The 20,990-nt window shown below is 67.5% G+C and carries 19 protein-coding genes; 13 read left to right on the forward strand and 6 right to left on the reverse strand.

All coding sequences use genetic code 11. From position 1 onward, the window contains the following. Window positions 1-75 precede the first annotated feature (75 nt). From argB to WT16_RS07910, 7 genes are all read left to right on the forward strand, one after another. Window positions 76-975 (forward strand): acetylglutamate kinase, encoded by a 900-nt coding sequence (argB, locus tag WT16_RS07880; RefSeq protein WP_006024127.1) that lies wholly within the window; start codon window positions 76-78, stop codon window positions 973-975. Continuing rightward, a complete protein-coding gene (locus tag WT16_RS07885; RefSeq protein ID WP_015601368.1) occupies window positions 972-1,775 on the forward strand; it encodes a pyrimidine 5'-nucleotidase in 804 nt (267 codons plus the stop codon). The genes argB and WT16_RS07885 overlap by 4 nt, the downstream gene beginning before the upstream one ends. Beyond that, window positions 1,742-2,437 carry a nucleoid occlusion factor SlmA gene (gene slmA, locus WT16_RS07890; protein WP_063533016.1) on the forward strand — a complete coding sequence of 232 codons (696 nt, stop codon included), beginning with the start codon at window positions 1,742-1,744 and terminating at the stop codon, window positions 2,435-2,437. The genes WT16_RS07885 and slmA overlap by 34 nt, the downstream gene beginning before the upstream one ends. A gap of 304 nt (window positions 2,438-2,741) precedes the next feature. After that, window positions 2,742-3,887 (forward strand): homoserine O-acetyltransferase, encoded by a 1,146-nt coding sequence (locus WT16_RS07895; RefSeq protein ID WP_009910959.1) that lies wholly within the window; start codon window positions 2,742-2,744, stop codon window positions 3,885-3,887. Continuing rightward, a complete protein-coding gene (gene metW / locus WT16_RS07900; RefSeq protein ID WP_006024122.1) occupies window positions 3,884-4,498 on the forward strand; it encodes a methionine biosynthesis protein MetW in 615 nt (204 codons plus the stop codon). Before WT16_RS07895 ends, metW begins: the two co-directional genes overlap by 4 nt. Before the next feature lie 11 nt (window positions 4,499-4,509). Further along, entirely contained in the window at window positions 4,510-5,823 is a 1,314-nt protein-coding gene (locus tag WT16_RS07905; RefSeq protein WP_063533017.1) for an AmpG family muropeptide MFS transporter, read from the forward strand. Beyond that, window positions 5,813-6,796, forward strand: coding sequence for a M48 family metallopeptidase (locus tag WT16_RS07910; RefSeq protein WP_063533018.1), 984 nt, complete (start codon window positions 5,813-5,815; stop codon window positions 6,794-6,796). The genes WT16_RS07905 and WT16_RS07910 overlap by 11 nt, the downstream gene beginning before the upstream one ends. Before the next feature lie 184 nt (window positions 6,797-6,980). Here the strand turns inward: WT16_RS07910 and WT16_RS07915 are convergent, their stop codons facing one another. After that, on the reverse strand, window positions 6,981-7,925 hold the full coding sequence (locus WT16_RS07915) for an AraC family transcriptional regulator (protein ID WP_015601116.1): 945 nt from the start codon (window positions 7,923-7,925) through the stop codon (window positions 6,981-6,983). A gap of 218 nt (window positions 7,926-8,143) precedes the next feature. Between WT16_RS07915 and WT16_RS07920 the strand changes: the two genes are divergently transcribed. Next, entirely contained in the window at window positions 8,144-9,208 is a 1,065-nt protein-coding gene (locus WT16_RS07920) for an NAD(P)-dependent alcohol dehydrogenase (protein ID WP_059930655.1), read from the forward strand. Between the two features lie 42 nt (window positions 9,209-9,250). On the opposite strand, the gene WT16_RS07925 is transcribed toward WT16_RS07920, so the two are convergent. The 5 genes from WT16_RS07925 to gatC all read right to left on the reverse strand — a co-directional run bounded on the left by WT16_RS07925 (window position 9,251) and on the right by gatC (window position 14,395). Further along, window positions 9,251-10,021, reverse strand: a complete 771-nt coding sequence (locus WT16_RS07925; RefSeq protein ID WP_063533019.1) for an exodeoxyribonuclease III — start codon at window positions 10,019-10,021, stop codon at window positions 9,251-9,253. A 31-nt stretch (window positions 10,022-10,052) separates the two neighbouring features. Further along, window positions 10,053-10,892 (reverse strand): PPK2 family polyphosphate kinase, encoded by an 840-nt coding sequence (locus WT16_RS07930; protein WP_063533020.1) that lies wholly within the window; start codon window positions 10,890-10,892, stop codon window positions 10,053-10,055. Between the two features lie 126 nt (window positions 10,893-11,018). Further along, complete coding sequence (gene gatB / locus WT16_RS07935; RefSeq protein WP_063533021.1) at window positions 11,019-12,491, reverse strand: Asp-tRNA(Asn)/Glu-tRNA(Gln) amidotransferase subunit GatB; 1,473 nt, start codon at window positions 12,489-12,491, stop codon at window positions 11,019-11,021. 2 nt (window positions 12,492-12,493) lie between these two features. Further along, window positions 12,494-13,984 (reverse strand): Asp-tRNA(Asn)/Glu-tRNA(Gln) amidotransferase subunit GatA, encoded by a 1,491-nt coding sequence (gene gatA, locus WT16_RS07940; RefSeq protein WP_063533022.1) that lies wholly within the window; start codon window positions 13,982-13,984, stop codon window positions 12,494-12,496. A gap of 111 nt (window positions 13,985-14,095) precedes the next feature. Next, on the reverse strand, window positions 14,096-14,395 hold the full coding sequence (gene gatC, locus WT16_RS07945) for an Asp-tRNA(Asn)/Glu-tRNA(Gln) amidotransferase subunit GatC (protein ID WP_015602347.1): 300 nt from the start codon (window positions 14,393-14,395) through the stop codon (window positions 14,096-14,098). A 373-nt stretch (window positions 14,396-14,768) separates the two neighbouring features. On the opposite strand from gatC, the gene WT16_RS07950 reads away from it, so the two are divergent. The 5 genes from WT16_RS07950 to rodA all read left to right on the forward strand — a co-directional run bounded on the left by WT16_RS07950 (window position 14,769) and on the right by rodA (window position 20,954). Continuing rightward, entirely contained in the window at window positions 14,769-15,812 is a 1,044-nt protein-coding gene (locus WT16_RS07950; protein WP_004189550.1) for a rod shape-determining protein, read from the forward strand. Window positions 15,813-15,931: 119 nt separating this feature from the next. After that, window positions 15,932-17,011, forward strand: coding sequence for a rod shape-determining protein MreC (gene mreC / locus WT16_RS07955; RefSeq protein WP_063533023.1), 1,080 nt, complete (start codon window positions 15,932-15,934; stop codon window positions 17,009-17,011). Further along, window positions 17,008-17,520: a rod shape-determining protein MreD gene (gene mreD / locus WT16_RS07960; protein WP_006024111.1), complete on the forward strand. Its 513-nt coding sequence runs from the start codon at window positions 17,008-17,010 to the stop codon at window positions 17,518-17,520. The genes mreC and mreD overlap by 4 nt, the downstream gene beginning before the upstream one ends. A gap of 120 nt (window positions 17,521-17,640) precedes the next feature. Beyond that, on the forward strand, window positions 17,641-19,794 hold the full coding sequence (mrdA, locus tag WT16_RS07965; RefSeq protein WP_006024110.1) for a penicillin-binding protein 2: 2,154 nt from the start codon (window positions 17,641-17,643) through the stop codon (window positions 19,792-19,794). Window positions 19,795-19,805: 11 nt separating this feature from the next. Next, window positions 19,806-20,954 (forward strand): rod shape-determining protein RodA, encoded by a 1,149-nt coding sequence (gene rodA / locus WT16_RS07970; protein WP_015601947.1) that lies wholly within the window; start codon window positions 19,806-19,808, stop codon window positions 20,952-20,954. The last annotated feature ends 36 nt before the right edge of the window (window positions 20,955-20,990 follow it).

The raw sequence follows: 20,990 nt of genomic DNA on the forward strand, positions 1-20,990 counted from the left end.
CAAAAACCCCATGCTGCGCTGCGCCACTCCTGTACAATTCCGCCTGTTTCAACGTTTCGCACCCGAGCCGCCGCCATGTCCGAGCCGATTGACCTCTCGCAGATCTCCCCCTCCCTGAAAGCCGAAATCCTCGCGGAAGCGCTGCCGTACATTCGCCGCTATCACGGCAAGACCGTGGTGATCAAATACGGCGGCAACGCGATGACGGAAGAACGGCTCAAGCAGGGCTTCGCGCGCGACGTGATCCTGCTGAAGCTCGTCGGCATCAACCCTGTGATCGTGCACGGCGGCGGCCCGCAGATCGACCAGGCGCTCAAGAAGATCGGCAAGCAGGGCACGTTCATCCAGGGGATGCGCGTCACCGACGAAGAGACGATGGAAGTCGTCGAATGGGTGCTGGGCGGCGAGGTGCAGCAGGACATCGTCACGCTGATCAACCATTTCGGCGGCCACGCGGTCGGCCTGACGGGCAAGGACGGCGGCCTCATCCACGCGCGCAAGCTGATGATGCCGGACCGCGACAGCCCGGGCGAGTACGTCGACATCGGCCAGGTCGGCGAGGTGGAGGCGATCAACCCGGCCGTCGTGAAGGCGCTGCAGGACGACGCGTTCATCCCGGTGATCTCGCCGATCGGCTTCGGCGAGGACGGCCTGTCGTACAACATCAACGCGGACCTCGTCGCGGGCAAGCTCGCAACCGTGCTGAACGCCGAGAAGCTCGTGATGATGACGAACATCCCCGGCGTGATGGACAAGGAAGGGAACCTGCTGACCGACCTGTCCGCGCGCGAGATCGACGCGCTCTTCGAGGACGGCACGATCTCGGGCGGCATGCTGCCGAAGATCTCGTCCGCGCTCGACGCGGCGAAGAGCGGCGTGAAGTCGGTCCACATCGTCGACGGCCGCATCGAGCACTCGGTGCTGCTCGAGATCCTGACCGAGCAGCCGTTCGGCACGATGATCCGCTCGCATTGAGCGCGCGCCGACAGCCGCGTCGCGCGGCCTCGCCGCCGGCGAGCGAGCAGACGCCCGGACGCCGGCGCAAGCCGCGCGCCCGCCCGCAGGCGGGCGGCCCCGTCTGGCTCTTCGACCTCGACAACACGCTGCACCACGCGTCGCACGCGATCTTCCCGGCGATCAACCAGGCGATGACGCAGTACATCATCGATACGCTGAAAGTCGAGCGCGCGCACGCCGATCACCTGCGCACCCACTACACGCGCCGCTACGGCGCGGCGCTCCTCGGCCTCGCGCGCCATCATCCGATCGATCCGCACGATTTCCTGAAAGTCGTCCACACGTTCGCCGACCTGCCGTCGATGGTGCGCGCGGAGCGCGGGCTCGCGCGGCTCGTCGCCGCGCTGCCCGGCCGCAAGATCGTGCTGACGAATGCGCCAGAAGCGTATGCGCGCGCGGTGCTGCGCGAGCTGGGGATCGAACGCCTGTTCGAGCGCGTGATCGCGATCGAGCAGATGCGCGACCGCCGCGCGTGGCGCGCGAAGCCCGACGCGGCGATGCTGCGCCGGGCGATGCGCGCCGCGCACGCGCGCCTGTCCGACGCGATCCTCGTCGAGGACACGCGCGGCCACCTGAAGCGCTACAAGCGGCTCGGCCTGCGCACCGTCTGGATCACGGGGCATCTGCCCGGTCATCTGCCAAGCTACGGACGACCGCACTATGTCGATCGTCGCATTGGTTCGCTAAAATCGCTGCGATTGGGCACTCGATCGGGGCGACAAAAATGCAGCCGACTCACCCGCAGGACCCGGCAGTAACCACAGCGGCGGACGACGAACGCAACGCCGCCTCCGCGAGCCGCGCGCGCCCGAAGCCGGGCGAGCGCCGCGTGCACATCCTGCAGACGCTCGCGTCGATGCTCGAATCGCCGAAGCGCGAGAAGATCACGACCGCTGCGCTCGCCGCGCGCCTCGACGTGTCGGAGGCCGCGCTGTACCGGCATTTCTCGAGCAAGGCGCAGATGTTCGAAGGCCTGATCGAATTCATCGAGGAAACGTTCTTCGGGCTCGTCAACCAGATCGCCGCGAACGAGCCGAACGGCGTGCTGCAGGCGCGCTCGATCGCGTTGATGCTGCTCAATTTCTCCGCGAAGAATCCCGGCATGACACGCGTGCTGACGGGCGAGGCGCTCGTCGGCGAGCACGAGCGCCTCGCCGAGCGCGTCAACCAGATGCTCGAGCGGATCGAGACGTCGATCAGGCAATGCCTGCGCGTCGCGCTCCTCGAAGCCCGCGCGCACGCGGACGGCGGCGGCCCGCCGCCGCCGCCCGTGCCGCTGCCGGACGACTACGATCCGGCGCTGCGCGCGAGCCTCGTCGTCAGCTACGTGCTCGGCCGCTGGCACCGCTATGCGAAGAGCGGCTTCACGAAAGCGCCTGGCGAGCACGCCGACGCGCAGTTGCGGCTGATCCTGCAGTAACGGCGCGCGGAGCCGCGGCAAGCATCCTGCCCGCAGCGGCAAGCAAGCCATGCCGGACGCGCGATTCCCTTCCATCGCCGCGACGCCGAAGTTTTTCCGTTATACTTGCCCGACTGTCGTCGCCGCTTTGCGGCGATGCTCGGAAAGCGCGCCGATTTGCTGACTCGATTGCGGGCGCGCGAACCGGCCGGGGCTGTCGTCCCGGCGGTTCACTACAAATGCGGCTAAAGAGGTCGTCAGCCTGCTCCCCGCTTTCCGCGCACGCCCGACAACCATTTAGCCGCCCAGTCATAAGGCGGAACGAATGGAATCGATCGGCGTCGTCGCTCCACAAACCATGCATTTCGCCGAACCGCTGCGCCTGCAAAGCGGCAGCGTGCTCGGCAACTATCAGCTCGTCGTCGAGACCTACGGCGAGCTCAACGCCGCGCGCTCGAACGCGGTGCTCGTCTGCCACGCGCTCAACGCGTCGCATCATGTCGCGGGCGTCTACGCGGACGATCCGCGCAGCACCGGCTGGTGGGACAACATGGTCGGGCCCGGCAAGCCGCTCGACACGAACCGCTTCTTCGTGATCGGCGTGAACAATCTCGGCTCGTGCTTCGGCTCGACGGGGCCGATGAGCATCGATCCGTCGACGGGCACGCCATACGGCGCGCGCTTTCCCGTCGTGACGGTCGAGGACTGGGTGCACGCGCAGGCGCGCGTCGCCGATGCGTTCGGCATCGAGCGCTTCGCCGCGGTGATGGGCGGCAGCCTCGGCGGGATGCAGGCGCTCGCGTGGAGCCTGCTGTATCCGGAGCGGGTCGCGCACTGCATCGACATCGCGTCGACGCCGAAGCTGTCTGCGCAGAACATCGCATTCAACGAAGTCGCGCGCTCGGCGATCCTGTCGGACCCCGATTTCCACGGCGGCGACTACTACGCGCACGGCGTGAAGCCGCGGCGCGGCCTGCGCGTCGCGCGGATGATCGGCCACATCACGTATCTGTCCGACGACGACATGGCCGAGAAATTCGGTCGCGCGCTGCGCCGCGCGGACGGCGCGCTCGACGCGTACAACTTCAACTTCGACGTCGAGTTCGAAGTCGAATCGTACCTGCGCTACCAAGGCGACAAGTTCGCCGACTACTTCGACGCGAACACGTACCTGCTGATCACGCGCGCGCTCGACTACTTCGATCCGGCGAAGGCGTTCAACGGCAACCTGAGCGCGGCGCTCGCGCATACGAAGGCGAAGTATCTCGTCGCGAGCTTCGCGACCGACTGGCGCTTCGCGCCCGCGCGCTCGCGCGAGATCGTGAAGGCGCTGCTCGACAACCGGCGCTCGGTATCGTACGCGGAGATCGATGCGCCGCACGGGCATGACGCGTTCCTGCTCGACGACGCGCGCTACCACAACGTGGTGCGCGCCTATTACGAACGGATTGCCGAGGAGGTGGGCGCATGAATCAACAGGCGCTGAATACGCTGTCCGCGCGCGCGGACTTTCGCGCGATCGCGCGCTGGGTCGAGCCGCGCTCGACGGTGCTCGATCTCGGCTGCGGCGACGGGTCGCTGCTGTCGCTCCTGACCGAGGAGCTGGAGGTGTCCGGCTACGGCGTCGAGATCAACGACGCGGGCGTGCTCGCGAGCGTGAAGAACGGCATCAACGTGATCCAGCAGAATCTGGAGGACGGCCTGCGCCTCTTCGAGGATCACAGCTTCGATTTCGCGATCCTGTCGCAGACGCTGCAGACGATCCACCAGACGGCCGCGATCCTGCGCGAAACCGCGCGCGTCGGGCGCGAATGCATCGTGTCGTTCCCGAACTTCGGCTATTGGGCGCACCGGCTGTCGGTGCTGCGCGGCCGGATGCCGGTGTCGAAATCGCTGCCTTATCAATGGCACAACACGCCGAACGTGCGGGTGCTGACGATCAAGGATTTCGAAGCGCTCGCGCCCGAAGTCGGCGTGGAGATTCTCGACCGCGCGGTGCTGCACGAAGGGCAACCGATTCGATGGGGAGTGAACTGGCGTGGTAGTCTTGCGGTCTACCGCGTCAAGCGGAGACAACCCTAGTATTTAGTTCGATGACCAAACCGCCGCACGACGCGCCCGCCCTCAACGCCCACGAGGATCACCCGGGCTGGCGCGCGTTTCTGAACACGCACATGCTGATCTGCGTCTTTCTCGGCTTCACGTCGGGACTGCCGCTCTTCACGCTCGTCTACCTGGTGCAGGCCTGGCTGCGCTCGGAAGGCGTGAACCTGAAGGAAATCGGCCTCTTCGCGCTCATTCAGTTCCCCTACACGTGGAAGTTCCTGTGGGCGCCGCTGATGGACCGCTTCATCCCGCGCCTGCCCGGCTGGCGGCCGGGGCGGCGGCGCGGCTGGATGCTCGTCACGCAGTTGCTCGTCGCCGTCGCGATTGCCGCGCTCGGCTTCGTGTCGCCGCGCGAATCGATCTGGACGGTCGCCGCCCTGACGACGCTCGTCGCGTTCTTCGGCGCGAGCGCCGACATCGTGATCGACGCATACCGCCGCGAGCTGCTGCGCGACACCGAACAGGGCCTGGGCAACGCGGTGCACGTGAACGCGTACAAGGTCGCCGCGCTGATTCCCGGCTCGCTGTCGCTGATCCTGTCCGACCATCTGCCGTGGGACGCCGTGTTCGCGCTCACCGCCGGGTTCATGCTGCCCGGCATCTTGATGACGCTCGTCGTGCGCGAGCCGGACGTGCACGGCGCGCCGCCGAAGAGCCTGTCGGAGGCGGTGATCCTGCCGTTTCGCGAGTTCATCGGCCGCGACGGCTGGCGCGGCGCGCTGCTCGTGCTCGGCTTCATCTTCCTCTACAAGCTCGGCGACACGATGGCGACAACGCTGTCGACGTCGTTCTTCCTCGACCTCGGCTTCAACAAGACGCAGATCGGCGTGATCGCGAAGACGACCGCGTTCTGGGCGAGCCTCGCGGGCGGCATCATCGGCGGCGTGTGGCTCGTGAAGATCGGCATCGCGCGCGGGCTGTGGATCTTCGGGGTCCTGCAGATCGTGTCGACGCTCGGCTTCGCGTGGCTCGCGAAGGCGGGCCCGGACCCCGTGCTGATGGCCGCCATCTACGGCTTCGAGACGTTCTCGACGGGCCTCACGCTCGCCGCGTTCACCGCGTACATCGCGAGCACGACGGACCCGCGCTATACCGCGACGCAATTCGCGCTGTTCACGAGCCTCGCGTCGGTGCCGCGCACGCTCGCGTCGGCGTCGAGCGGCTTCATCGTGGCGCAGATCGGCTGGTTCGACTATTTCCTCGTCTGCGCGGCGCTCGGCATTCCCGGGATGCTGCTGCTGTTCAAGATCGCGCCGTGGAACGGCAGCATGTCTGGCAACGAGGCCGCCCGTGCAGGCTAAGCTGCGCGTCGCCCGCGCCGCGCTCACGTTCGCGAGCGGCGTCGCGCTCGGCATCGCGGGCCCGGCGCTCGGGCTCGAGCTGTGCATGGCCGAGCCAATGCTCGTCGCCGATGGCGGCCCGCCGTCCGCGACGCCGGCGGGCGCGCCCGCCGGCAATCCGCAGCCGTATGGGCTCGGCGATCAGCAGGTGCGCTACGGCAACGCGATCGTGTTCCGCAGCCTGATTCCGTCGCCGCTCCTCGAACAGTTGACCGACAACGAATACCGGCAGACCGTGCAGGACGCCGTGCAGCGCGAGCGCCTGCTGCCGCCGAACAACGCGCGCGTGAAGCGGCTGCGCACGATCGTCACGCGGCTCGCGCCGTATGCGGTCAAGTGGAGCGAGCGCGTGAAGGGTTGGAACTGGGAAATCGAGGTGCGGCGCTCGCGCTCGATCCGCGCGTTCTGCCTGCCGGGCGGCAAGGTGCTCGTCGATAGCGGGCTGCTCGACCGGCTGCGCCTCACCGACGACGAACTCGGCGTACTGTTCGCGCACGAGATCGCGCACGCGCTGCGTGAGCATGCGCGCTCGAGCCTCGGCGAACAGCAGGCCGCGTCGCTCGGCACGGGCGCGGCGCCGCTGCCGCCCCTCTTCGGGCTGTCGGAGCCGCTGCCCGCGCCGCTCGGCATCATCGAGCGCTTCGCGTCGGTCCGCTACGATCCGACCGACGAAACCGAAGCCGACGTGATCGGCGGCGACATCGCCGCGCGCGCGGGCTTCGATCCGCGCGCGGCGATCACGCTGTGGGACAAGCTCGCGGTCGCGACGCGCGCCGACAAGGACAACGGCTTCATCTACACGCACCCGTACGACACGCGGCGCCGCAACGATCTGCGCAAGCGCCTCGCCGACCTGATGCCGCTCTACCGGAAGGCGCTCGTCAAGAACGCCGACGCGGGCGCGAAGCAGCGCGCCACGGCGGCGAATCGCTGAGCGACGGCGGCCAGGCGTTGCTGTTCGCGGCTGCGTCCGCGGCTGCGTCCGCGCCGCGTCGCCGACGGCTCGCGCACCGGTTCGCATTCGCCCTCAGCGTCGACTGCCCCCGCTCGCGCGTCGATCACGCGATCCGTCGCGGCGCTCCGCGTTCGGCCCGCCCATCACGCTCGGCCGCCCGCGATCACTCTCCCGCCTCGAGCCCGACCGGCTGCCGGCCGCCCGCCTGCACCCAGCGCACTTCGTCGCTCGGACTGCGCCCGAACAGCCGCTTGAACTCGCGGCTGAACTGCGACGCGCTCGCATAGCCGACCCGCGCCGCCGCCGCGCCCGCGTTCAGCCCGTCCTGCACCATCATCAGCCGCGCATGATGGAGCCGCATCGCCTTCACGTACTGCATCGGCGAGCTCGCGGTCACGCTCTTGAACTGCGCATGAAACACGGCGAGGCTCATCCCCGCTTCGCTCGCGAGCGTCTCGACGTCGAGCTCGCCGCTCAGGTCCGCATGGATCCGCCGCAGCGCCCTCGCGACTCGCCCGAAATGATGCTGCTGCGCGAGCGCCGCGCGGATCGCGTCGCCCTGCGCGCCCGTCAGCACGCGATAGCCGATCTCGCGCATGATCGCCGGCCCGAGCACGCGCGTGTCGGCAGGCGACGCGAGCGCCTCGAGCAGGCGCAGCACCGCGTCCGCGAGCGGCGCGTCGAGCGGCGTCGAATAGATGCCGCGCGGCTCGCTGATCGACGCGCCGTGCGTCTCGTCGAGCAGGATCGCGAGCTCGGCGATCACCGCGAGATCGATGCGAATCGAAATCGCGAGAAACGGCTCGTCCGGCGTCGCGAACGTCTCGCACTCGAACGGCAGCGGCACCGACAGCACGAGATACTGCTGCGCGTCGTAGACGAAGGTCTGCTCGCCGACATAGCCGCGCTTGCGCCCCTGACACACGACGACGATGCTCGGGTCGTACAGCACGGGCATCCGCGGCACCGGCCGGTTCGAGCGAATGAAGCGCACGCCGTCGATCACGGCGTGCGTGTAGCCTTCGTTCGGCGCGAGCCGGTCGAACAACGCGAGGATGCGGCGCTGCAGGCGCGCGCCGCCGTCGGGGAAAAGGGGTTCGAAACTCATCGGGCTTCCTTCGTGCCGCAAGAGAAACAGGCTTGCAATCTAGCACCGGACCAGCCTTCTTTCCGCACTCCGCTCGAAATTCAAGAGAAATAGGCAAACCTTCAAGATCTTCAGGTATTCCGGGCGTCCAGCCGCATGCTTAGGATTGCTCCCGTGCCGCTGCGCCGCCGCATTCCGCGGCCGCGCGCGGCACACGTCTTTTCGAGTCAGGAGCCTTCATGAGCACGACTTACGCTTACGCGGCAACGAGCGCCTCGACGCCGCTCGCGCCGTTCGAATTCCAGCGCCGCGCGCTGCGCGATCTCGACGTGCAGATCGAGATCCTCTACTGCGGCGTCTGCCACTCCGATCTCCACCAGGTCCGCAACGAATGGAAGAACACGACGTACCCGATCGTGCCGGGCCATGAGATCGTCGGCCGCGTGACGGCCGTCGGTCCGCAGGTCACGCGCTTCAAGGCGGGCGAGCTCGTCGGGGTCGGCTGCCTCGTCGATTCTTGCCGCACGTGCCCGAGCTGCGCGCAGGGGCTCGAGCAGTACTGCGAGAACGGTTTCGTCGGCACCTACAACGGCCGCGACCGCGCAACGGGCGACATCACGTACGGCGGCTACTCGACGCAGATCGTCGTCGACGAGGCATTCGTGCTGCGCGTGCCCGACACGCTGGACCCGGCGGGCGCGGCGCCGCTCCTCTGCGCGGGCATCACGACGTACTCGCCGCTGCGCCAGTGGGGCGCGGGCCCCGGCAAGAAGGTCGGCATCGTCGGCCTGGGCGGCCTGGGCCACATGGGCGTGAAGCTCGCGCGGGCGATGGGCGCACACGTCGTGCTGTTCACGACGTCGCCGTCGAAGATCGAGGACGGCAAGCGGCTCGGCGCGCACGAAGTCGTGATCTCGAAGGACGAAGCGCAGATGAACGTGCATCTGAACAGCTTCGACTTCATCCTGAACACGGTCGCCGCGCAGCACGATCTGAATCCGTTCCTCCATCTGCTGAAGCGCGACGGCACGATGACGCTCGTCGGCGCGCCGGAGCACGATCATCCGTCGCCGCAGGTGTTCAACCTGATCTTCAAGCGCCGCCGCCTCGCAGGCTCGCTGATCGGCGGCATCGCCGAGACGCAGGAGATGCTCGATTTCTGCGCGCAGCACGGCATCACGTCGGACATCGAAGTGATTCCGATGTCGCAGATCAACGCGGCCTACGAGCGGATGCTGAAGAGCGACGTGAAATATCGGTTCGTGATCGATATCGGGTCGGTCAGGCCGCAGCGCGCCGCATAATGGATGATGCGCAGTGACGCGCGGCGCGGCTGACGCGCCGCGTCACTTGTAGTCGTAATCGACCGTGAGCGGCGCGTGATCGCTGAACTTGACGTCGCGGAAGATCGCCGTGCTTTTTGCCGTGCCGGCAACGCCCGGCGTCGCGATCTGGTAATCGATCCGCCACCCGACGTTCTTCGCATAGGCCTGACCGCGGTTGCTCCACCACGTGTACTGCTCGGGCCGCTGATCGAGCGTGCGGAACACGTCGACGTAGCCCACCTCGTCGAACAGCTTCGTGAGCCATGCGCGCTCCTCCGGCAGGCAGCCGGAGTTCTTCTGGTTGCTCTTCCAGTTCTTGATGTCGATTTCCTTGTGGACGATGTTCACGTCGCCGCACAGGATCACTTCGCGCTTCGCCTTCAGCTCGGCGAGGTGCGGCATGAATTCGTCCATGAAGCGGTACTTCGCCTGCTGGCGCTCGTCGCCGCTCGACCCGGACGGCACGTACACCGACACGACCGACAGCTTGCCGAAGCGCGCCTCGACGTAGCGGCCCTCCGAATCGAACTCGCTGCTGCCGTAGCCGATGATCACGTCGTCGGGCTCGCGGCGCGAGTAGAGGCCCGCGCCGCTGTAGCCCTTCTTCTCCGCATGATGGAAGTAGCTTCGGAAGCCGTGCGGCTCGACGAACTCGGTGGGCAGATCGTCCGCCGACACCTTGATTTCCTGCACGCAGACGCAATCGGCGCTCTGCTCGCCGAGCCAGTCGAAGAAGCCCTTTTTCGCGGCCGAGCGGATGCCGTTCAGATTCGCGGTGATGACACGCAGCATGGTGAATTCCGTCCAGTGATTTCGTTGCGGTTTATTGAATCCTGATGCCGGCGAGCTCGGGTTTCTCGGGCGGATATTCGAGCTTCATCGCGGTCAGCTCGCGCAGCAGCAGCTCGGCGATCATCACGTTGCGATGCGTCTTCGAATCGGCCGGAATCACGTACCACGGCGCATGCTCGGCCGACGTCGCGGCGAGCGCGTCGCGGTAGGCCGCCTGATACGCGTCCCAGTGCTTGCGCGCTTCGAGATCCGAAATGTCGAACTTCCAGTGCTTGTTCGGATCGTCGATGCGCGCCTGCAACCGGGCGCGCTGCTCCTCCTTCGAGATGTGCAGGAAGCACTTGACGACCCGCGTGCCGGATTCGGCGAGCATCTCCTCGAACTGCCGGATCTGCTTGTAGCGCCGCTCGCACTCGGCCTTGTCGACCGCCCCCGTCACGCGCGGCACGAGCACGTCCTCGTAATGGCTGCGGTTGAAGATCGTCAGCTCGCCGGCGGCGGGCGCCTGCGCATGCACGCGCCAGAGGAAGTCGTGCGAGAGCTCGACGGGCGTCGGCGCCTTGAACGACACGATGCGCAGCCCGAGCGGGTCGACTTCGTGGAACACCGCGCGCACCGTGCCGTCCTTGCCGCTCGAGTCCATCCCTTGCAGCACGAGCAGCATGCGCTTGTGCCGCTGCGTGTGCAGCCGCTCCTGCAGCGTGTCGAGCTGCAACGCGACGGCGGACAGCCGCTCGCGGTCGATTTCCTTCGCCCCGTTCGAAAACGGCTTCGCGGCCGGATCGAACGCGTCGAGCATGAACGCGGCGGCTTCTTTTTCGCGCGTGTGATACGGCACGCGGTAGTCGTCGAGCGACGGTTGCTTGGCCATCGACACCTCCTCTCGTATTGCACGAAGCGCGGCCAGGCGCTTCGCGAAACGCGAGCGGGCCGCCCCGAACGCCGGTTCGGCGGCGGCCCGCTCGCATCAGTGCGGCTTCAATTCGGCGGCGCCCGCTCAGCCGAGCTTCTTCTTCAGGAGCTCGTTGACCTGCTGCGGGTTCGCCTTGCCCTTCGTCGCCTTCATCGCCTGGCCGACGAGCGCGTTGAACGCCTTTTCCTTGCCTGCGTGGAACTCCTCGACCGATTTCGCGTTCGCCGCGAGCACCTCGTCGATGATCGCCTCGAGCGCGCCCGTGTCGGAAATCTGCTTCAGGCCCTTCGCTTCGATGATACGGTCGGCCGCGCCTTCGTCGGCCGCCTGCTCGTCCCAGATCGTCACGAAGATTTCCTTCGCGATCTTGTTCGAGATCGTGCCGTCGGCAATCCGCTGCAGCACGAGCGCGAGCTGCGCGGCCGACACGGGAATCGCGTCGATCTCGACGCCGTCGCGGTTCAGTTGCGACGAAACGTCGCCCATCAGCCAGTTCGCGGCGATCTTCGCGTTGGCCGCGCCCGCCTTCGCGACGACGGCCTCGAAGTACGCGGCCATCGCCTTCGTCGACGTCAGCACGCCCGCGTCATAGGCGGACACGCCGTACTGCTCGACGAAGCGCTGCTGCATCGCGGCCGGCAGCTCGGGCATCTCGCCCTTCACGCGCTCGATCCAGTCCGCGCCGATCACGAGCGGCATCAGGTCCGGATCGGGGAAGTAGCGGTAGTCGTGCGCGTCTTCCTTGCTGCGCATCGAGCGCGTCTCGCGCTTGTCCGGATCGTAGAGGCGCGTTTCCTGCACGACTTCGCCGCCGTCCTCGATCAGCTCGATCTGGCGACGCACCTCATAGTTGATCGCGTCTTCGAGAAAGCGGAACGAGTTCAGGTTCTTGATCTCGGCGCGCGTGCCGAACTTCTCCTGGCCGAGCGGGCGCACCGACACGTTTGCGTCGCAGCGGAACGAGCCTTCCTGCATGTTGCCGTCGCAGATGCCGAGCCACACGACGAGGGCGTGCAGCGCCTTCGCGTATGCGACCGCCTCGGCCGCGCTCCTCATTTCCGGCTCGGTGACGATCTCGAGGAGCGGCGTGCCCGCGCGGTTCAGGTCGATGCCCGTCATTCCCGCGAAGTCCTCGTGCAGCGACTTGCCGGCGTCCTCTTCGAGGTGCGCGCGGGTCAGGTTGACCGTCTTCGAATACGCGTCCTTGCCGGCCTTTTCGTTGGCGGGCACCTGGATCGTGATCTGGCCGCCCTGCACGACCGGAATCTCGTACTGGCTGATCTGATAGCCCTTCGGCAGATCCGGATAGAAATAATTCTTCCGCGCGAAGATGCTGCGCGGCGCGACGGTCGCGCCGATCGCGAGGCCGAAGCGGATCGCCCGCTCGACCGCGCCGCGGTTCAGCACGGGCAGCACGCCCGGCAGCGCGAGGTCGACGGGGCACGCCTGCGTGTTCGGTTCCGCGCCGAACTGCGTCGACGCGCCCGAGAAAATCTTCGAGACGGTCGACAGTTGCGCGTGCGTCTCGAGGCCGATAACGACTTCCCACTGGGTCATGCTCACACTCCTGCCGGTTTTTGTACGTGCCAGTCGGTCGCGCGCTGGAACGCATCGGCGACCTGCAGCACCCGGGCTTCGTCGAAATAGTTGCCGATGATCTGCAGGCCGACAGGCCGCTTCGCGTTCGCGCCCGCGCCGAAGCCGCACGGCACGCTCATGCCGGGCAGGCCCGCGAGGCTCACCGACAGCGTATAGATGTCCGCGAGATACATCTGGACGGGGTCGTCGCCCTTCGCGCCGAGGTCCCACGCGACGGTCGGCGACGCCGGGCCCATGATCACGTCGCAGGACTTGAACGCCTCCTGGAAATCCTGCGCGATGATGCGGCGGATCTTCTGCGCCTGCAGGTAGTACGCGTCGTAGTAGCCGTGCGACAGCACGTACGTGCCGACGAGAATCCGGCGCGTCACTTCGGGCCCGAAACCCTCGGCGCGCGACTTCTTGTACATGTCGAGCAGATCGCGGTATTCGGCCGCGCGGTGGCCGTAGCGCACGCCGTCGAAGCGCGACAGGTTCGACGACGCCTCGGCGGGCGCGATCACATAATAGACGGGGATCGACAGCTCCGTCTTCGGCAGCGACACCGGCACGAGCGTCGCGCCGAGCGCTTCATACGCCTTGAGCGCCGCGTCGACCGCCGCGCGCACGTCTGCGGCGAGGCCCGCGCCGAAATACTCGTCCGGCAGGCCGATGCGCAGGCCCGCGAGCGGCTTGCCCGCGTCGTTGCCCGGCGCCCACGGCTCGCCGAGGCGGCGCGTGAAGTCTTCGCCGGCGCGCTCGAGGCTCGTCGAGTCGCGCTCGTCGAAGCCCGCCATCGCGTTGAGCAGCAGCGCGCAGTCGGCGGCGCTGCCCGCCATCGGGCCGCCCTGGTCGAGCGACGACGCGAACGCGATCATCCCGTAGCGCGACACGCGGCCGTAGGTCGGCTTGATGCCGGTCACGCCGGCGAACGACGCCGGCTGGCGGATCGAGCCGCCGGTGTCGGTGCCCGTCGCGGCCGGGGCGAGGCGCGCGGCGACGGCGGCCGCGCTGCCGCCCGAGCTGCCGCCCGGCACCGCGTTCGTGTCCCACGGGTTCCTCACCGGGCCGAACGCCGAGTTCTCGTTCGACGAGCCCATCGCGAACTCGTCCATGTTGGTCTTGCCGAGCGTGACCATGCCGGCCGCCGAGAGGCGAGCGACGACGGTCGCGTCGAACGGGCTCGTGTAGTTCGCGAGCATCTTCGAGCCGGCGGTCGAGCGCCAGCCGCGCGTGACGAACACGTCCTTGTGCGCGATCGGCAGGCCGGCGAGCGGGCTGGCCGCGCCCCGCGCGAGCGCGGCGTCGGCGGCCTTCGCCTGCGCGAGCGTCAGCTCGGGATCGACGTGGACGAACGCGTTCAGATCGTGCGCGGCGTCGATCCGTTTCAGATAGTGCTGCGCCAGTTCGACGGCCGAGCATTCCTTGGCGTCGAGCGCGGCGCGCAGTTCGGTCAGGCTTTTTGCGTGCATTGCGTGGGTTTCCTGGATTCTTCGGCGCGCGGCGACTAGGCGCGCGCGGGCGAACAAGCGGCGGGACGGGCGGGCGGAGCCGCTTTCGCGGCCGCGGCCCGAACCGGGCGCTTACTCGATCACCTTCGGCACGAGGTACAGGCCGTCCTGGACGGCCGGAGCCGGGCGCTGATTGTCGTCGCGGTTCACGTGCTCCGTGACGGCGTCGTCGCGCAGCCGCTGCGCGACCTCCAGAATCTGCTCGATCGGATGCGCGAGCGGCGCGATGCCCGTCGTGTCGACGGCCTGCATCTGCTCGACGAGGCCGAAGAACTCGTTGAGCTGGGCCAGCGTGCGCTCGGCGTCGGCGTCGGCCATTTCGAGCCGCGCAAGGTGCGCGATGCGTTTCACATCGGTCAGGGTCAAAGCCATGCGGTCACCGGAAAAACAAGGGCTTGGCGCAGCGTGAAACTTGCGTTGCGTCAGGGGGTTGGAAGGTTCGATCTAACCCTCAAAAATCGGGGGCGAAGCGGCGAAAATACAGCCCGTTTCGGTTCAAATACAGCGAAATTATAAGGTATCATTACGCGTTCGACCCAGACCCGGACTGCCTTTGCCGCGCCGCCGCCGCCGCTTTGACGAAGCGAAGCCGCGCGGGCTTCGCGCCGGTCCCGGAAGATTTCACTCGCAGCTTCGCGTTTTTCGAGCGGCCGCCCCCGCCCGATCCGAGGCTGTTATTTTTTCCGCTGCCGCCCTTCGCGCCATGTCCGCATGGGGCCGGCCCCAGAGCGAAACAGGATTCTGAATGTTCGGTTTTTTGCGCAGCTATTTCTCCAACGATCTCGCGATCGACCTCGGCACCGCAAACACCCTGATCTACATGCGCGGCAAGGGCATCGTGCTCGATGAGCCGTCCGTCGTCTCGATCCGCCAGGAAGGCGGCCCGAACGGCAAGAAAACGATTCAAGCAGTCGGCAAGGAAGCGAAGCAGATGCTCGGCAAGGTGCCCGGCAACATCGAGGCGATCCGTCCGATGAAAGACGGCGTGATCGCCGATTTCACGGTCACCGAGCAGATGATCAAGCAGTTCATCAAGACTGCGCACGAATCGCGGATGTTCTCGCCGTCGCCGCGCATCATCATCTGCGTGCCGTGCGGCTCGACCCAGGTCGAGCGCCGCGCGATCAAGGAAGCGGCCCACGGCGCGGGCGCGTCGCAGGTCTACCTGATCGAGGAGCCGATGGCGGCTGCGATCGGCGCGGGCCTGCCGGTGTCGGAGGCGACGGGCTCGATGGTCGTCGACATCGGCGGCGGCACGACGGAAGTCGGCGTGATCTCGCTCGGCGGCATCGTCTACAAGGGCTCGGTGCGAGTCGGCGGCGACAAGTTCGACGAGGCGATCGTCAACTACATCCGCCGCAACTACGGGATGCTGATCGGCGAGCAAACGGCCGAGGCGATCAAGAAGGAAATCGGCTCCGCGTTCCCGGGCTCCGAAGTCAAGGAAATGGAAGTGAAGGGCCGCAACCTGTCGGAAGGCATTCCGCGCAGCTTCACGATCTCCAGCAACGAAATCCTCGAGGCGCTCACCGATCCGCTGAACCAGATCGTGTCGTCGGTGAAGATCGCGCTCGAGCAGACGCCGCCCGAACTCGGCGCGGACATCGCCGAGCGCGGCATGATGCTGACGGGCGGCGGCGCGCTGTTGCGCGACCTCGACCGCCTGCTCGCCGAGGAAACCGGCCTGCCCGTGCTCGTCGCCGAGGATCCGCTCACCTGCGTCGTGCGCGGCTCCGGGATGGCGCTCGAACGGATGGACAAGCTCGGCAGCATCTTCTCGTACGAGTGATCGTCTAGGCATCCGTATATCGCTCGCGCGGCGTGGCAGGCTCGCTCGTTTAGAACGAACCGCCGCGCCGTTCGCGCGTCTGAGCAACATCTAAACCGATCACGCGCCCGGCGCCGACCATGGAATACAGTCCGCCGCCCCTCTTCAAACAAGGTCCGTCCGCGCTCGCGCGGCTGATCTTCTTCGTCGTCCTGGCCATCGCGCTCCTCGTCTCGGACGCGCGCTTCAACACGCTCGAAATCGTCCGCGGCGTGCTCGGCACCGTGCTCTATCCGCTGCAGCGCGCGGCGCTCGTGCCGCGCGACCTGATCGTCGGCGCGGCCGAGCTCGCGACGTCGAGCACCGCGCTGCGCCACGAAAACCAGCAATTGCGCGACCGCAACCTGAAGCTGTCGCTGCAGGCGAACCAGGCGGGCCAGCTCGCCGCCGACAACGCGCACCTGCGCGCGGTGCTCGAGCTGCGCCAGCAGATCGCCGCGCAGGCGACGCCCGTCGAGATCCAGTACGACACGGGCGATCCGTTCTCGCAAAAGATCATCATCGGCCACGGCTCGCAGGCGGGCATTCAGAACGGCGCGCCCGTCGTCAACGAGGACGGCGTGATCGGCCAGGTCACGCGCGTGTTCCCGCTGCAGTCGGAAGTCACGCTCGTCACCGACCGCGACCTCGCGATTCCGGTCCAGGTGCTGCGCACCGGGCTGCGCAGCGTGATCTACGGCACGCCGAAGGGCGATGCGCTCGATCTGCGCTTCGTGCCGACGAGCGCCGATCTGCTCGCGGGCGACGAGCTCGTGACGAGCGGGCTCGACGGCGTCTATCCGCCGGGGCTGCCGGTCGCGAAGGTCGTGCGCGTCGACAAGCTCGCGGACACCGCGTTCGCGCACGTCGTCTGCGCGCCGATCGCGGCGGTGCGCGGCGCGCGCGAGATGCTCGTGCTGCACTACCGCACCGACGTTCCGCCGCGCCCCGCCGCCGACGAAGCCGCGAGCGACGCGAACGCGAAATCGGCAAGGGGCAAAAAGGCGGCGAAGGGCGCGGACAAGAACGCGAAGGCCGCCGACAAAGGCGCGGACAAGGACAAGGGCGCAAAACCGGCCGCCGCGCCGCCCGCGCCCGCGCAGAACCGGCCGGCCGGTGCGGCGCAACCCGCCGCGCCGCTCAAGCCCGCGGCCGCGCCGTCGCAAGGAGCGCCGCGATGAGCCGCCCTCAGTACATCCTGCAGCCCGTCAATCCGTACTTCATCGTCTTCAGCCTCGCGGCCGCGTTCCTGCTGAACCTGATGCCGTGGGGCCGGATTCCGGGCGTGCCCGATTGCGTCGCGCTCGTCCTGCTGTTCTGGAACATCCATCAGCCGCGCAAGGTCGGCATGGGCGTTGCGTTCGCGCTCGGCATCCTGATGGACGTTCACGACGCGGGCCTCCTCGGTGAGCACGCGCTCGCGTACACGCTGCTGTCGTACGGCGCGATCACGATCCACCGGCGTGTACTGTGGCTGCCGCTCGGCGTGCAGATCTTCTATGTCGCGCCGCTCCTCGTGCTCGCGCAGCTCGTGCCGTTCGTGATCCGGCTGCTGATGGGCGCCGCGTTCCCCGGCTGGAGCTATCTCGTCGACGGCTTCGTCGAGGCGGCGCTTTGGCCGGTCGCGAGCCATCTGCTGCTGATGCCGCAGCGCCGTCCGGTCGACCCGGACGACACGCGGCCGATCTGACGCGCCGCGCCGCCAGGAATTTCGCGTTGAACGCCCGCCGATCGACCGACCGAACGCTCGCCGCCGGCGCGTTGCGGCCGCCGCGCGGCGGCGAAAGCGCGCCCCTTCATCCGTAATCGCATGACCGAATTCAAGGACACACAACAGCAGCTCTCGAAGTTCCGCCTGCGCGTCGCGGCGGCGGGCGTGTTCGTGTTCGTCTGTTTCGGCCTGCTCGCCGCGCGGTTCTTCTACCTGCAGGTCTGGCAGCACGGCAAGTACGCGCTGCAGGCCGAGGAAAACCGGATCTCGGTCGCGCCGATCGTCCCGAACCGCGGGATCATCACCGATCGCAACGGCGTGGTGCTCGCGAAGAACTACTCCGCGTACACGCTCGAGATCACGCCGTCGAAGCTCACCGACACGCTCGAGAACACGATCAACGCGCTCGCCGAGGTCGTGCAGATCGACGCGCGCGACCGCCGCCGCTTCAAGAAGCTGCAGGAGGACTCGAAGAACTTCGAGAGCCTGCCGATCCGCACGCGCCTGACCGACGACGAAGTCGCGCGCTTCACCGCGCAGCGCTGGCGCTTCCCGGGCGTCGACGTGCGCGCGCGCCTGTTCCGCCAGTATCCGCTCGGCCCGACGGCCGCGCACGTGATCGGCTACATCGGCCGGATCTCGAAGCGCGACCAGGACAGAATCGACGCGATGAGCGACGAGAACGACAGCGATCCGGAAAGCTACGATCCGCGCCGCGACGCGAACAACTACAAGGGCACCGACTACATCGGCAAGATCGGCGTCGAGCAGAGCTACGAGACCGATCTGCACGGGATCACGGGCTTCGAGGAAGTCGAGGTGACGGCGGGCGGGCGGCCCGTGCGCACGCTGTCGCGCACGCAGGCGACGCCCGGCAGCAACCTCGTGCTGTCGCTCGACATCGGGCTGCAGCAGATCGCCGAGCAGGCGTTCGCCGGCAAGCGCGGCGCGCTCGTCGCGATCGAGCCGAAGACGGGCGACGTGCTCGCGTTCGTGTCGTCGCCGAGCTTCGATCCGAATTCATTCGTCGACGGCATCGACCAGCAGACCTGGGACGAGCTCAACAACTCGCCCGACAAGCCGCTCCTGAACCGTCCGCTGCACGGCACCTATCCGCCCGGCTCGACGTACAAGCCGTTCATGGCGCTCGCGGGCCTCGCGCTCGGCAAGCGCACGCCCGGCTGGGGCTTCCAGGACCCCGGCTACTTCACGTTCGGCGGCCACACGTTCCGCAACGACGTGCGCTCGGGCCAGGGCTGGGTCGACATGAACCGCGCGATCATGGTGTCGAACGACACGTATTTCTACATGCTCGCGCGCGACCTCGGCGTGACCGCGATCGCGAACTTCATGAAGCCGTTCGGCTTCGGCCAGTTGACGGGCATCGACATCCAGGGCGAGGCGCGCGGGATCCTGCCGTCGCCCGAATGGAAGAAGAAGACGTTCAAGAAGGCCGCGCAGCAGAAATGGTTCGACGGCGAGACGATCAGCCTCGGGATCGGCCAGGGCTACAACTCGTTCACGATCCTGCAGCTCGCGCACGCGACGGCGACGCTCGCGAACGACGGCGTCGTCATGAAGCCGCACCTCGTGAAGGAGGTCGAGAACCCGATCTCGCGCGCGCGGCACCTGACGGTGCCGAAGGAAAGCGGCACGATCCCGCTCAAGCAGGGCGACCTCGACGTCGTGAAGCGCGGGATGGAGAACGTCGTCGAGAGCCCGTCGGGCACCGCGTTCAAGGTGTTCCGCGGCGCGCCGTACCTTGCGGCGGGCAAGACCGGCACCGCGCAGGTGTTCTCGCTGCAGGGCGGCAACTACCGCGGCCACCTGCTCGCCGAGCATCTGCGCGACCACGCGCTGTTCATCGCGTACGCGCCCGTCGACCATCCGCAGATCGCGCTCGCGCTGATCGTCGAGAACGGCGGCTGGGGCGCGCAGTCGGCAGGCCCGATCGCGCGGCGCGTGCTCGATTTCTACCTGATCGACCGCAAGAATCCGACGACGGAAGCGGCGGCCGTCGCGGCGGCCGCGTCGGCGACCGAGCCCGTCAACGCGCCCGTGATCGGCGATGCGACGAGGCCTGTCGGCGTCGCGGCCGGGTTCAAGGCACTGCCGCAGCCGACGCCGCCCGCGCCGGCGAGCGGCGCGGCGATCACCGCCGCCGCGCCGTGGCGCGACCAAAGAAAGTCCCCGCAGGACGACAACCATGCCGTCTCCGCCGCCAAGCCGGCGACGGGCGGCATCGACGAGTAACGGAGACAGGCATGCAATTCGACAAGCGCGCCTCGCTCGACAAGATCAAGCAGATGTTCGCGGGCTTCGACCGGCCGCTCGCGCTCATCGTGTTCCTGCTGCTGTGCGTCGGCATCGTCACGCTGTACAGCGCGAGCGTCGACGTGCCGGGACGCGTCGAGGACCAGTTGCGCAACATCATGCTGACGTTCGTGCTGATGTGGGTGATCGCGAACATCCCGCCGCAGACGCTGATGCGCTTCGCGGTGCCGCTCTATTCGTTCGGCGTCGCGCTGCTCATCGCGGTCGCGCTGTTCGGGATGACGAAGAAGGGCGCGAAGCGCTGGCTGAACGTCGGCGTCGTGATCCAGCCGTCCGAGATCCTCAAGATCGCGACGCCGCTGATGCTCGCGTGGTACTACCAGCGGCGCGAAAGCAGCCTGCGCTGGTACGACTTCGTCGTCGCGTTCGTGATCCTGATGGTGCCCGTCGGGCTGATCGCGAAGCAGCCGGATCTCGGCACCGCCGTCCTCGTGTTCGCCGCGGGCCTCTTCGTGATCTATCTCGCGGGGCTGTCGTATAAGCTGATCGTGCCGGTGCTCGTCGCCGGCGTGCTCGCGGTCGGCTCGATCGCCGTGTTCGAGGAGCGCATCTGCCAGCCCGAAGTCGTCTGGCCGCTGATGCACGACTATCAGAAGCACCGCGTCTGCACGCTGCTCGATCCGACGTCCGACCCGCTCGGCAAGGGTTTCCACACGATCCAGGCGGTGATCGCGATCGGCTCCGGCGGCCCGCTCGGCAAGGGGTATCTGAAGGGCACGCAGGCGCACCTCGAATTCATTCCGGAAAAGCACACCGACTTCATCTTCGCGGTGTTTTCCGAGGAATTCGGGCTCGTCGGCGGGCTCGTGCTGCTGACGCTGTACATGGCGCTGATCGCGCGCGGGCTCTACATCGCCGCGCAGGGCGCGACGCTGTTCGGGCGGCTGCTCGCCGGCTCGCTCACGCTCGCCTTCTTCGTCTATGCGTTCGTCAACATCGGGATGGTGAGCGGCGTGCTGCCCGTCGTCGGCGTGCCGCTGCCGTTCATGAGCTATGGCGGCACGGCGCTCACGACGCTCGGCATCGCGGTCGGGCTCATCATGAGCGTCGGACGGCAGAAACGGCTGATGAAGAGTTGATCGAAGCGGCGCGATGCGCCGTTTTTTGTGGTCGTC

It is taken from the genome of Burkholderia sp. MSMB1589WGS, from assembly GCF_001636105.1.
GTDB classification, from domain to species: Bacteria; Pseudomonadota; Gammaproteobacteria; order Burkholderiales; family Burkholderiaceae; genus Burkholderia; species Burkholderia humptydooensis.

Bases quoted from the DNA above. Each gene is read 5' to 3' on its own strand.
- argB (WP_006024127.1), top strand. From the start codon at position 76: ATGTCCGAGCCGATTGACCTCTCGCAGATCTCCCCCTCCCTGAAAGCC.
- slmA (WP_063533016.1), top strand. From the start codon at position 1,742: ATGCAGCCGACTCACCCGCAGGACCCGGCAGTAACCACAGCGGCGGAC.
- WT16_RS07895 (WP_009910959.1), top strand. From the start codon at position 2,742: ATGGAATCGATCGGCGTCGTCGCTCCACAAACCATGCATTTCGCCGAA.
- metW (WP_006024122.1), top strand. From the start codon at position 3,884: ATGAATCAACAGGCGCTGAATACGCTGTCCGCGCGCGCGGACTTTCGC.
- WT16_RS07905 (WP_063533017.1), top strand. From the start codon at position 4,510: ATGACCAAACCGCCGCACGACGCGCCCGCCCTCAACGCCCACGAGGAT.
- WT16_RS07915 (WP_015601116.1), bottom strand. From the start codon at position 7,925: ATGAGTTTCGAACCCCTTTTCCCCGACGGCGGCGCGCGCCTGCAGCGC.
- WT16_RS07920 (WP_059930655.1), top strand. From the start codon at position 8,144: ATGAGCACGACTTACGCTTACGCGGCAACGAGCGCCTCGACGCCGCTC.
- WT16_RS07925 (WP_063533019.1), bottom strand. From the start codon at position 10,021: ATGCTGCGTGTCATCACCGCGAATCTGAACGGCATCCGCTCGGCCGCG.
- WT16_RS07930 (WP_063533020.1), bottom strand. From the start codon at position 10,892: ATGGCCAAGCAACCGTCGCTCGACGACTACCGCGTGCCGTATCACACG.
- gatB (WP_063533021.1), bottom strand. From the start codon at position 12,491: ATGACCCAGTGGGAAGTCGTTATCGGCCTCGAGACGCACGCGCAACTG.
- gatA (WP_063533022.1), bottom strand. From the start codon at position 13,984: ATGCACGCAAAAAGCCTGACCGAACTGCGCGCCGCGCTCGACGCCAAG.
- gatC (WP_015602347.1), bottom strand. From the start codon at position 14,395: ATGGCTTTGACCCTGACCGATGTGAAACGCATCGCGCACCTTGCGCGG.
- WT16_RS07950 (WP_004189550.1), top strand. From the start codon at position 14,769: ATGTTCGGTTTTTTGCGCAGCTATTTCTCCAACGATCTCGCGATCGAC.
- mreC (WP_063533023.1), top strand. From the start codon at position 15,932: ATGGAATACAGTCCGCCGCCCCTCTTCAAACAAGGTCCGTCCGCGCTC.
- mreD (WP_006024111.1), top strand. From the start codon at position 17,008: ATGAGCCGCCCTCAGTACATCCTGCAGCCCGTCAATCCGTACTTCATC.
- mrdA (WP_006024110.1), top strand. From the start codon at position 17,641: ATGACCGAATTCAAGGACACACAACAGCAGCTCTCGAAGTTCCGCCTG.
- rodA (WP_015601947.1), top strand. From the start codon at position 19,806: ATGCAATTCGACAAGCGCGCCTCGCTCGACAAGATCAAGCAGATGTTC.